Source organism: Ensifer aridi, from assembly GCF_002078505.1.
Lineage (GTDB): Bacteria > Pseudomonadota > Alphaproteobacteria > Rhizobiales > Rhizobiaceae > Sinorhizobium > Sinorhizobium aridi.
Genome location: NZ_LUAV01000022.1, coordinates 148,384 through 160,811, shown reverse-complemented (window position 1 = coordinate 160,811; position 12,428 = coordinate 148,384). Strand labels below are relative to the sequence as shown.

Genomic DNA, 12,428 nt, shown 5'->3' with positions numbered 1-12,428 from the left:
GCTTGCCGGGTTGGCGATCGGCTTTACCCTGGTCGCGATCCATCTTGCCGGCATCGCGGTTTCCGGTTCTTGTGTGAACCCGGCCCGCTCTCTCGGTCCGGCGCTCTTCGTAGGAGAAGCCGCAGTCGATCAACTCTGGCTCTATATCCTCGCCCCCATGCTTGGCGGCGCTGCGGCGGGCCTCCTTCAGTTGAGTGGAGCCCTCGCCCGTGGATTGTCACACCGCCCACGCAAGCGCGGTGGCACCGCCCACCATGCCGCTGCTCAATCCAATTAGGGGCTTGTCCGCAAACTTTTGTCGCTAACCGGGCCTTCATTTCTTTCGGAAAAAGCGGCGATGCGATTTGTTGGAGTAGGGTTCATGCCCCCCAAATACGACTGCCGAAAAGATGAGGCGTCAGTCAAAGGATGATTGTAGCGGAAGTGTTCCAAAGCTAGCGCATCAAAGCCGAACTAAGGCGAGCCCTGTTTCAAGGCATCGACCTTTCTAGCCCGCCTGATCGTCAGCATGCTTGTGGTTGCGGGCAACGTGCCGCAGCAAACATCGGTGCGCGATGTGGCGCTCGCCGGATCACGTATTGGGAGGGAACGGGATCGCAGTCGGCGCCGCATTACGCCAACCCGCCTTTCGGCGCGTCAGCACTTTGCGAGCAGCAGTAAAGATTTGACAAGCTGCCCCCGATAGCCGCGTGCCAGGACATCGTGAATGAGATGCCGCCCGCAGCGATTGCCATCTCTCGAATACACGGTCAGAACCGCCTCGAGGTACAAAGTGTCAACGTGGCCCTGCATCGGCTCGGTGGTCGCTTCGAAGATCAATCAGCTGGGGACGCTGCGCCGGCCAAAACAGATGTGGCGAGCGTTTTCGGCGTGTGAGGCATGAACGGTGTCGAACACCATCTACCCGAACTGTTGATGAGCAGTATTGAATGATTGGAAACCACTGATCGGAGCGAGGAACAATGGTAACGATTCTTCGGGGTGATGGTGCGGAAATCTATGAGACGAAGGGCGGGATCACCGTCACCCGGCAGCGCCGGCCGACGCCGTATGCGGATGCGGTTTCGTCCTGTATCGACAAGCTCGATGAGCGCCGCGGCGCGGTCTTCTCGTCAAATTACGAATATCCCGGCCGCTACACCCGCTGGGATACCGCCATCGTCGATCCGCCGCTCGGTCTGTCCTGTTTCGGTCGCGATGTATGGATCGAGGCCTACAACGAGCGCGGCGAGGTCATTCTCGGTTTCATCGCGGAAAAGCTGAAGACGGTTTCCGAATTGGTGCTTGGCGCTTCCACGGCCCGCCGGCTCGACCTGACTGTGAAGACGCCGGATCGCGTCTTTGCCGAGGAAGAACGTTCGAAGACTCCGACGGTCTTTACCGTGCTGCGGGCAGTGACCGATCTCTTCTACTCGCAGCCCGATGCCAGCATCGGCTTCTACGGCGCCTTCGGCTACGATCTCGCCTTCCAGTTCGAGGCGATCGATCTGAAGCTCAAGCGTCCCGCCGATCAGCGCGACATGGTGCTTTATCTGCCCGATGAAATCCTTGTGGTCGACAACTACTCCGCCAAGGCCTGGGTCGATCGTTACGATTTCGCCAAGGGCGGCGTCTCCACCGAAGGCAAGTCGGGCGAGATCGCCGCCGAGCCCTTCCGCCAGACGGACGCCATTCCGCCGAAGAGCGATCATTGGCCCGGTGAATATGCCGAGCTCGTGGTCAGGGCGAAGGAAAGCTTCCGCAAGGGCGATCTCTTCGAAGTCGTTCCCGGCCAGAAGTTCATGGAGCGCTGCGAGAGCAAGCCGTCCGATATTTCCAAGCGCTTAAAGGCAACCAATCCGTCGCCCTATTCCTTCTTCATCAATCTCGGAAATCAGGAATATCTGGTCGGCGCCTCGCCGGAGATGTTCGTGCGCGTGTCTGGTCGGCGCATCGAGACGTGCCCGATCTCCGGCACGATCAAGCGCGGTGACGATCCGATCGCCGACAGCGAGCAGATCCTGAAGCTTCTGAACTCGAAGAAGGACGAATCCGAACTCACCATGTGCTCGGACGTCGACCGCAACGACAAGAGCCGCGTCTGCGTGCCGGGTTCGGTGAAGGTGATCGGCCGCCGGCAGATCGAAATGTATTCGCGGCTGATCCACACGGTCGATCACATCGAGGGACGGCTGCGTGACGACATGGACGCCTTCGACGGATTCCTGAGCCACGCTTGGGCAGTCACCGTCACCGGCGCGCCGAAGCTCTGGGCGATGCGCTTCATCGAGAACCATGAGAAGAGCCCGCGCGCGTGGTACGGCGGCGCGATCGGCATGGTCGGCTTCAACGGTGACATGAACACCGGACTGACGCTGCGCACCATCCGCATCAAGGACGGGATCGCCGAGGTGAGGGCGGGCGCGACCCTCCTCTATGATTCCAATCCCGAAGAAGAAGAAGCCGAAACCGAATTGAAGGCCTCTGCCATGCTTGCAGCCATTCGCGATGCCAAAGCCGCCAACAGCGCCAAGGCGGCGCGCGATGTCGCGCCCGTCGGCGCCGGGGTCAATATCCTGCTCGTCGATCACGAGGACAGCTTCGTCCATACGTTGGCGAACTATTTCCGTCAGACCGGCGCGACGGTCACTACTGTGCGGACGCCCGTGGCCGAAGAACTCTTCGATCGGGTGAAGCCGGACCTAGTCGTGCTTTCGCCCGGCCCCGGCAGCCCAAAGGATTTCGACTGCAAGGCGACGATCAAGAAGGCGCGGGCGCGCGAACTTCCGATCTTCGGCGTCTGCCTCGGTCTGCAGGCGCTTGCCGAAGCCTATGGCGGCGACTTGCGTCAACTCGCAATCCCGATGCACGGCAAGCCGTCGCGCATCCGCGTGCTTGAGCCCGGCATCGTCTTCTCCGGCCTCGGCAAGGACGTGACGGTCGGCCGCTACCATTCGATCTTCGCCGATCCCTCCAGTCTGCCGCGTGAGTTCATGATCACGGCGGAAAGCGAAGACGGAACGATCATGGGCATCGAGCACATGAAAGAGCCGGTGGCGGCCGTGCAGTTCCATCCGGAATCGATCATGACGCTCGGCGGCGACGCCGGCATGCGGATGATCGAGAACGTGGTGGCGCATTTGGCGCGGCGGGCGTAGACGAAGCCGAGTGACCCATGCACCAGAAAAAAGGGGCTTCCTCACTTTGTGTGGTGGTCGGCAGCACGATTTGGAGATTTTGGCCGCAAGACCGGGGTTCTCTCGATACTAAATAGCAGCCGTTGCCCGACTAGCTATCCCTCACAGAAGGGCTTCTCCTATTTCGACCTGACGCCGAGCAACGAATGCAAACTTGCTCGCGGTACAGCATCCTTGCCAACGAACACGCCTTTAAACCGAGCCACCGAAATCGCGGCAACCACCATTCCAGTCGATACATTATGCGATCTTCTGTAACGGGCGTTGCGTCAATCCCTTGTGAGCTTAATTCCTCGCCGGGTGCTTGCTTCTGTTGGGGTGGACGGCCCCCGAACGGCATCGAAATGTGCCAGAGTGAGTCGTTGTGAACTCAAGCAAAGGGAGCCGTCCGTGGACGAGATTTATTCGTATTGGCATGGATACGTCAAAACATGTCTTTCAATTGCATGGCGTTAACGCTGCTGAGCAACCGATCCTGCGCAAGAAGTTGCGCCGTAAGGAAATGGTGGGCTTTTTCACAGAATGCCCGCCGACTGTGGTTGCGATCGAAGCCTGTGGTGCTTCGCATCACTGGGCCCGATGCGGAGGCACTATGCGAGGCGATGAGCCGCCCGACCATGCGGTTCGTTCCGGTGAAATCGGCGGATCAGCAAGCCGTGCTAATGCTAGTCGGCATGCGCGAGCGCGTTGTTGCCGCACAAACGCAGCTTGCCAACACGATTCGCGGCTATGCGGCTGAGTTTGGGCTGACCGCCGGTAAAGCCATGTCTCATATCCCACTACTGCTTGAGCGGATCATGATTGACGAAACCATTCCAGCCCTGGCACGCGATCTATTCGCATCTGTCGCTGACGAATTTGTGCAGCTAGAAGAGCGCCGGAAGGAAGTGGAGGCAAAACTGATGGCATGGTATCGAAAGAACGAATACTGCCGTCGCCTTGCAAAAATCCCGGGTGTCGGGCCGATCGGCGCAGTACTACTGGTGATGAAAGCGCCGGCGCCGCAGTTGTTTGCGTCGGGAAGACAATTTGCCGCCTGGATGGGGCTGACGCCCCGGGACCATTCGACTGCGGGTAAGGTCAGGCTTGGTGTCATTACGAGGGCCGGAGATGAGGCATTGCGCAAAACACTGGTTGTGGGCGCGACGGCGGTGTTGCAGCACCTGCGAGCGGGACGCGGAAGGAACGCTTCACCATGGCTTGTCGGATTGCTCAAGCGCAAGTCACCTAAGCTCGTGGCTATCGCGCTGGCCAACAAGATCGCCCGGATTGCCTGGAAGATGCTGGTGACCGGCGCAACCTATCGCCAAAGCGCTGAGCCGCCAAAGTTGGCAAGCGCGGCTTAAGAGATCAGGCAACCACGGCAAGCTGGCAATCAAAGCTACGACGTTGATCTGATGCGTGAACTTGCAGGAAACGAGCAGATGGTGTGATCGATCGATCCGAGACGCGGGACACTCCGTTGCGGACAGTGGCTTTTGAAGTCGAGCTTCTGTTTGGAATCCATGTCGCGGAACCCATCTTGGCCAGCGTTCATATGCGAGCGCAGCAACAGGCCGGACATATGAACGCAAGCGATCCGATCAGAATCATCATAAGAGTTCTTGCAAGGAGGGGGCCGTCCACATATGTCCGCAGTTGGGAGCTTTGCCGCTGCTCTATGGGGTCTGCTGAGGACCGGTTGGCCAATCTTTTAGAGGCGCAGTCACCGCGTGCTGCTGATCGCATAGCGGCCTAACCCATCCATCGTCCCGGCGAAGGGACCTTGCTGCGGCGGGCTGATGGCTGTGCCCGTCCGAAAGCCCGTCTTGTCGTCTCCTCCGATCAAGCCGCCAGGGCTGGCGCTCGCTTATGCGGAATGAAGTTGGTTCTGTCCCTGAGCAGGCAATGCAACACCACCGCCAGCTTGCGGGCCAGCGCGACGCCCGCCTTTCTGGGACCGGCACGTCTTGCGACCGCCAACGCCCAGCCCTTCAGATCGGAACCTTTGACCGGTCGCGTCAGGATGACATTGGCCGCCTCGTAGAGCGCGGTGCGCACGCTCCCATCGCCGATCTTCGAGATGCGACCGCTATGATCGGTCTCGCCCGATTGATATTTCTTCGGCGTCAATCCGAAGTGCGGCCCCACCGCGCGTGAGGAGCGGAACCGCTCCGGCGCATCGACGGCCGCGACAAACGTCAGCGCCACCAGGACGCCAACGCCTGGCGTCGTCATCAGCCGCTGTGCGTTCTTATCCTGGCGGGCGATGGCGCGCAGCTGGCGCTCAAAACCTGCAAATTCCTGCACAAGCGCGTCGCGCACCTTCAGCAGCGAAGCGGCGATCGCTTGCAAGGTCGAATGGCCTGCAACCAGCTCGCGGATGCGCCCCACGTAAGTGCGCCGCGTCGTCGGCCCGACCTTGAGACCGAAACCGCGCAGGATGCCGCGGATGCTCATCTCGATGTCGTGAAGCTTACCCTGAATGAGCTTGCGGGCGGTCAGCAGCGCCCGCACCTCCTGGGCGGCAAGAGATTTGCAGGGGACCGGTCTGAACCAGCCAAGCCGCATCAACTGGGCAATGCCCCGTGCGTCCTTCTTGTCGGTCTTGACCGGCATCGTCTTAAAGGCTGCACGCACGTGACGCGTCTCGATCAGCTCGACGCAAAGACCTGCTTTCGCCATCCCGGCATGGAGCCACTGCGACAAGGGACCGGCCTCCAGACCAATTCGCTCCATCGCCACGCCGTGCGCGCCGAACCAGGCGATCAGCGCATCGGGTTCGCTGAGGATCTTTGCTTCCCGCACAATGCCGCCGTCCGCATCCACCACGCACACACTTGAGTATTCCAGGGATACGTCGATGCCGGCATACTGCTTCCTGGTCGTCTCTCCGTGCTGCTATGGAGCAGGCCACTCCTGACTCCGCGACACCATCATTGTGAGGGACGACCACCGGCCCTTCAAACCGGGCGGGCCGGGTTCCGCCCGTTACACCATCTTTTGAGTACAATACGAGAACATATCGTCACCGACGTCTATTTCATGACGCAACAACGGCCGATGATTATCGATCAGCGCTCGCATTCGGGGCTATCGCCGACCTAATACAGTCAATCAGCGTTCCGTCCGTCGGCTCAGTGACTTCCACCAATGAAGCTGCGCGCAATCGCCTCTTTGATCGAACGAATCCATATTCCTTCGTTGGCCGCGTAGGTCCCCTGCTTCCCGTTCAACTTTGGCATGAAGTCCGCTCCCGCGTGGTGGAGACCGATCACGTCCCAATCAGCTGAGAATACCGGACTACCGGAACTTCCCGGTTCGGTAGGAGCTCGGTAATGCAAGAGAACCCGGCCGGCGATTGTCGGCTTGCCGCTGGTCGGACCTTCGTGGTCCAGCAGTCGATTATCCTGAAGCGAGAAGCTGAGCTCGCCCCCAAGTGGATGGCCGATCACGTAAACCCGCTGATCCTCATCTGTCACCGGAAGCGAATCCGACACAGGACACGGCTCTATCCCGACTAGCGGTTCCACAAAGCGCAGCAGACTGGCGTCCAGGAGTTCAGGTGGCGAGTTCCATGCAATCTCACGCACCAGATGTCGCCGCGCGGTCCGGTCCCAGTCGGCCGTTGCCTCGAAGGCTACGGATGCCTTGTCGCTTCGAAGCGCTCCCCTCTGTTCTGGGGAATCGCTCACCACATGAGCATTGGTGAGCAGGAAGAGTTCGTCGCCGAGCGGTTCGTGGAGGTCGCGGCCGCGGACCAGAAATCCGGTCCCGACGCCTCGCCCATCAGGCTGACGGATCAGCGCAACCGAACGCGCCCGGTTCATCGCCGCTCGCATCCACCAGTACGTCTGAACTCCAGTATTTCCGAGAATCTTTTCGAAGGACACCATGTCCGCTTCGGCAGTGCGTTGGACCTGCTGTGGCGTGAGGCTGAGTGTGCCGGACCTGTTTCGGAGCAATGCCGCTCTGAGAACAGCTATCACAGCCCCCGCTTCGCCCTCATCCGCCCGAAGTCTCCACACCTCGGTGAACTGGCGCAGGGTCCCGGCGATCTTGAAAGCGTCAACGTCGGCCGCACTCAGATACTCCTGCAGCCATCGCTGCACCGCAGCCAGATCCCCGCGCGCGAGTGACAGTTCAGCGGCAGACGCATAGTCCCACGCCTCAAGTGTGCCTGCCGACCAGCGCTGCTCGACTTCACGACGCAATCCTTCAATAAGGCTGTCTTTCCGCGGGAAATCTGCAATCTCAACACCGTCGCGTTCAGCCCGTGCCAACAAGGCGACCAGATTCACCCCGTGCCAGATCTGCGTTGGGTCACGGTCAAATACCTGACGATAGGCAGCAATTGCAGCCTTCAACGCATCCTCTGCCATTCCCAATTTGGAGCCGCAGGCGTCAATGTAAATCTGTTTGTAAGCGCGACCGAGCAGCCCCTGAGCTTCGTCCCACTCGCTCCCCCCAAGCGTCACTCTCCTGACCAGGCCCTGAAGCACCGCGATCGCAGCAATGAGTTCGCCGCTCTCGATCAGGGCCTGGCAGTAGTGACGATCGACAACGTCCTCTCGACATCCGAGTCGCAATAGTTTGTCGGCAAGCCGCTTTAGCGCGCCCATGTGCCGGTGTTTTCGAAGTTCGTCCAGTACTTGGCGAGCGATCTGTGGTTCCGGAACCTTGTTCCCTTCCCTCAACCGTTCGATCCAAGCGTTACATGCCGATTCAACCTGATTTTCCTCGAGGCTCGCCGCCGCCACGAGAATTTTCGTTGCCTCTGCCGAGCACTTCATCGGCGTTCCCTATATTTTCAGCAGTCTTCGGAGCTCCGTCCTGAACAGTTGCCCCTCGAAATACTTTCTCAGGCTGTGGCGCCACAGACCGTTATTAGGCTCATGGAGGTCCCTGACCACATCAAGGCCTGCGCGGCGGAAATCGTTAGCAAGTTCCGGATCAAGTGCGGCGACAACATCGAGGCGATCGAAGATGTTTACCCAGTCGCCTTCAATCTTTTCGCTGGGGAACCCATGTGACCGCGTCCATTCTGGCGTGAGCTTGTCCTGAACCTCATCAATGCCGAGTGGACTGCCGAGTGTCACCAGGGCATCAATGGCAGGGCACTCTGGTACCCGCATTAGGCAGTCATAAGCGATCACGGTGCCCATGCTATGGCTGACGACCACGTGGGGCCGCCCCTTTTCGGCGCCAGCCGCGATCTTCTCAACGAATCGCCGCCGAATCTCGCCCTGAACCTGGTAGGTCTCACCCGGTCGGGGTGTCCAGGACACATTGAAAAGGTAATGATGCACGTCGCGCAGAAAAGCAGCAAGGAAGCGTTGCTTAAGCGCCCAAGGGAGAGGAAAGCGCTCCTCTAGAAGGGAGGCGGAACCAACCGAATTTTCTGGCTCGTCCAGTGCCGGATCTTCGAGAAGCAGCCGTCCGGCCAGCCGGGCTAGCCACACGGGGTCTTCCGCGCCATCCACTGTGATCGCGTCCCCAATGTGGCCGACGTCGCTCTTCAATGTCTCCAGCTCATTTGTACTTTCGTGAGCCGCGACATTCGGATCGGGCGCCGGATAGAGCACATCGGCCCAGTAAACCATAGAGCTGCTCACGCCCTTCGCGCCTAAATCGATCCGACTCTCCTGTGGACCACCCGCCAACGCGCGTCGCCAGACCCCCAGGAGCGCGGCCTCCTCGGGCTTCTGACCGATGCCATGGATCATCGTGACGTGTGCCATGCGTCCCCTCTCCTCGGCCCCTTCGCTAATCCCAGCGTTCCAACGGCGCGCCTTCCGGCAAATCAGGAATGCGAGCGATGTAGGGCATATCCCCGAAGTCTGGTTCCTGCGGAATGTGTTCGAAACCCGGTAATCCGATCTCACGGCGAAGATCGTTCAACCGGTTCATCCAACCCCTCAGGAACTTAGATTGGCCTGGCGCCTGCGCAAATCTCCGGTATAGACCTTCCCGTATTTGAGTGTAATGAATCAGCGTCGTACCGAGATCACAGACATCGCAGGCGCGCTTCGTCGTGGGTCCGAACTGCCCATCAATCCGCGTGCCAACAGCCTCTTGAATAATCCGAATTGCGCGGCCGGTTCCCATGTTCACCGCTGTATCGAACTGCGCCAAGTCAAGCCTACGCCTCAGCAGATCACACCCCGCGGGAGTCCAATAGTTGCCATCGTAGATGGCCCGGACCTCCTCATCGTCGATCTGCTTGACGTCGCGCGAAGGCTGGCCAATGCGGCTCCGCCAAGAATTATAGACCTTCTGCGTGATCCCCTTATTCGTGCGACCGCCTCGGTCGTCGGGATCGTCAACGAAGCCGCCCTCCCACTTCATAATAAAGCGCATCGAATCTGGCAGACTTTCCCTCGCCATACACACCCTCCTCCCCAGTCCATGCCGGAACGCGCCGACGGGAATCGATTGGCAGCTGGCCCCCGTTATTCTCCGCTACAGCCGCCTTCAAGTTTCTAGGCCAGCTTTTCCGACCAGACGCCATCCCCGCAGGCAAACGTTGGTCTTGCAAATGGCTGGGCATACTTGCAGAAGTCACCGACCTCCTAAAATTCACAATTCCAAATCTACGCCAGATTGTCTACCAAATGCCCCTCGGATCGAGACGAGGTTGGAATTCCGGATCAGGACACCCCTCCTCCGTCTCTTAGGTGCTATTCGTCCGCCTCCAAACCCGCCGGCGTGAATATGTCCGGCTTGTTCGAAATGCCTACACGGTCCACGAGATCGGCCGTCCCGCCCGGCCCATCGCCGCGCTGGCCGTCCCATAGAGCGATCAAATGAACTGCGCCATGCTCCTTGGCGCGCTCAAGGAGGCGAACGTTACAGATGCTGTATGCTTCGTCCGACCGAGGTAGGTTCATGGTTTCACGCTGCGCCTCGGATGTCGTGGTCCACAGATGCCAGAAGCGTCGCTCCCAATCGGTCCCGGGAATCCCCTTCACCGACGTCTCGACAAAAAGCTCTGGAGAGTATGGTAGCACGATAGTCGTCGGGATTCTAACGGCCCTGCATTGTTCGTGAAAAAGTATGTCCCCACCCCGGGCGCAGCTTGCAAACCCAATAACAGGGTCCTTCTCTATGGTTGCGTACGGTGCAATTGCTGTAGCAATGCGTGCTGCAGCCGCCGCCTCCAGCTCCGATGGAAAACGCGCCTTCGGCCGGCCCGGTTGGTCAATCATATGGCCGGTGAAAAGAATAGAAACCGCCATCGCCGCTCCGATCCGGGATCTGCACGAGACCAACCGAATATTCAAACGCCGCAGTGTGCACGAATGATAGCAAATTTTTGCTTGCGCAACTCCAGCAATTGCACGCGCTTGCAGGCACAGCGCTCTTCGCGGGTCCTACCGCACACCTGAAGGCAACGCCTTCGCAATTGGAGACAAGTACTTTCTTGACGGAGACCCGCCTACTCACCGCCCGGCTGTCCTCCTCTTCCGCCAACCAGGTCCATTCTCGGACCTTCGGATCGATTCCTGCCTCGGAGCCTCCGCCCCACCTACACACTGGAAGTGTTCAATCTCTAACCAGCGGACTGGAGTACCGATCCCCGCCGGGCGCTCCCACTAAATTAGCGGGTGTTGTTTTTGTGCATCCTTCGGCCACAATCTAGAGGAGTAGTCGAAGATTATGTTGTCTTCGATAAAAATGATGTGATCATCAATCCGGTGAGAGCTTGACCCGCCGTCGGATCATTACTTTCTTCCCGGAACCAGATTGCGGGACGTCAACGCGTCAAGGGGGACGTGATGCGAACAAAACTGGTAACAGCGACGACTTGCGCCTGCGCTCTGTATTCCAGCGGTGTCTATGCCCAAAGCGCTCCCACCCCTCTTAGACATAACTTCGAGACTTACAGCCAGGCACTGAGGATTCTTCTCGGACAGGGGGAAGACCCTTGCAAATTCGTAAACAATCCCGCCGCCGTTCCCAGTCTTATCGGACCCAATCTTGCGCGTCATTGCAGACCAGAGGAGACTAATTTGTCGGGCGGATCGGTTATTGGGGGCAGCTTATCCTCCCTCCAGTCCACTCGAACCGTGTCACAGTTTGATGTGAGTCGGCGGAGATCCGAAGAGTGCGATCCATCTGAAGACCCTGACTGTAAGAGTCCTGTAAGCGAAACCGTTTCGAATTACTTTTATCAGGGAAACGTATCCGGCAACGTTTTTTCCAGTATGTTCGATGGTGGGGATGGGGTGCTGAATGCGAACGCCCTTATCCCGTTCGATGGTTTCAGCGTTTTTGGTCAACTCGAATACGAAAACTACCAACAGGCGCCCACCGCCTACGAGCCTGCATGGGAGATCGACACCTTCAGCGCGGATATCGGCGCAACCTGGAACATCTCAGACGACAGCATAGTAGGTTTAAAGGGAACCTACTCGACCGGAAATGGTTCATATTCAGGGCCGGAAACCGTGTTGATTAGCGAGCAGGGTACGGGAAGATTCCTGTCTGCAAACTTTGAAGACGTGTGTGGCATCCCTAATGAAGGTAATGTCGACCTTGACGAATTCGGAGGATCTGCGTTCTACCAGACACAGATCCTAGAGAATGGCTTCCTTACCGCCGAAGTCGGCGTCAGCAGGGGCCGTCAAAAATACCGCAACAGCTTATGTACTATCGACGCAGCGATTGACGAGACGCAGCAGCCAGGTGAGCTAGCCCCCGCCAATGTCACTGCCGGCATCATCAGTGGCGATCCTGACTATGTTGGATTTTCCGCGGACATTCACACTGGATACGACTGGGAATTAAGCGGAGTCGCCGTCGGTCCACGGCTTTCCTTGAACACGTGGTGGAAGAGCATTGATGCCTACTCAGAGACGGAAGCGGCCGGCAGTCTTCAACACGTCCCGATCACCGGTGCCAGTCTACGCTACGACGAGCAGGATATTTCGTCTGTCCAGACACGCATCGGCTTTGCCGTTTCCAAGCCTTTTGTGTTCGACGCGCTAGCCGTCATTCCATTCTTGCAGTTTGACTACATTCATGAATTCGCGAACGATCAACGCACCATTAGCGCGACCTTCGTCGAGGATCGTCGTCCCAATCCCTTCGCCTTCACTTTCAAATCCAACCCGCCGGACCGTGACTTTTTTGAGATACGCAGCGGCATAGTCGCCGAAATCTTCAATGGAGGGGTAGCCTACATCGACGGACGAGCGATCCTGGGCCACGACCTGGTCGACAACTATGGCGTCAAAGGTGGATTACGGATAGCGTTCTAAGACAGGCCTA

The 12,428-nt window shown here is 58.7% G+C and carries 8 protein-coding genes and 1 pseudogene; 4 read left to right on the top strand and 5 right to left on the bottom strand.

Annotated elements, in window-relative coordinates; all coding sequences use genetic code 11:
- The 3 genes and pseudogenes from AYK65_RS19780 to AYK65_RS19765 all read left to right on the top strand — a co-directional run.
- On the top strand, positions 1–277 hold a 277-nt coding region (locus AYK65_RS19780; RefSeq protein WP_172402031.1), incomplete at its 5' end, for an aquaporin.
- Positions 278–962: 685 nt separating this feature from the next.
- On the top strand, positions 963–3,137 hold the full coding sequence (locus tag AYK65_RS19770) for an anthranilate synthase (protein WP_081159844.1): 2,175 nt from the start codon (positions 963–965) through the stop codon (positions 3,135–3,137).
- Between the two features lie 454 nt (positions 3,138–3,591).
- Positions 3,592–4,522 (top strand): annotated as a pseudogene (locus AYK65_RS19765) (IS110 family RNA-guided transposase).
- A 478-nt stretch (positions 4,523–5,000) separates the two neighbouring features.
- On the opposite strand, the gene AYK65_RS19760 reads toward AYK65_RS19765, so the two are convergent.
- The 5 genes from AYK65_RS19760 to AYK65_RS19740 form a co-directional block, all read right to left on the bottom strand.
- Positions 5,001–6,020, bottom strand: a complete 1,020-nt coding sequence (locus AYK65_RS19760; protein ID WP_081159841.1) for an IS110 family RNA-guided transposase — start codon at positions 6,018–6,020, stop codon at positions 5,001–5,003.
- A 272-nt stretch (positions 6,021–6,292) separates the two neighbouring features.
- Entirely contained in the window at positions 6,293–7,948 is a 1,656-nt protein-coding gene (locus AYK65_RS19755) for a S1 family peptidase (RefSeq protein ID WP_081159839.1), read from the bottom strand.
- 9 nt (positions 7,949–7,957) lie between these two features.
- Positions 7,958–8,896, bottom strand: a complete 939-nt coding sequence (locus tag AYK65_RS19750) for a hypothetical protein (protein ID WP_081159836.1) — start codon at positions 8,894–8,896, stop codon at positions 7,958–7,960.
- A gap of 25 nt (positions 8,897–8,921) precedes the next feature.
- The gene (locus tag AYK65_RS19745) at positions 8,922–9,542 is read right to left on the bottom strand and encodes a glycoside hydrolase family 108 protein (RefSeq protein ID WP_051440570.1); all 621 of its coding nucleotides are present in this window, start codon (positions 9,540–9,542) and stop codon (positions 8,922–8,924) included.
- A 293-nt stretch (positions 9,543–9,835) separates the two neighbouring features.
- Positions 9,836–10,393, bottom strand: coding sequence for a hypothetical protein (locus AYK65_RS19740; RefSeq protein WP_081159835.1), 558 nt, complete (start codon positions 10,391–10,393; stop codon positions 9,836–9,838).
- Between the two features lie 774 nt (positions 10,394–11,167).
- Between AYK65_RS19740 and AYK65_RS19735 the strand changes: the two genes are divergently transcribed.
- Positions 11,168–12,418, top strand: coding sequence for an autotransporter outer membrane beta-barrel domain-containing protein (locus AYK65_RS19735; protein WP_172402030.1), 1,251 nt, complete (start codon positions 11,168–11,170; stop codon positions 12,416–12,418).
- Positions 12,419–12,428 lie beyond the last annotated feature (10 nt).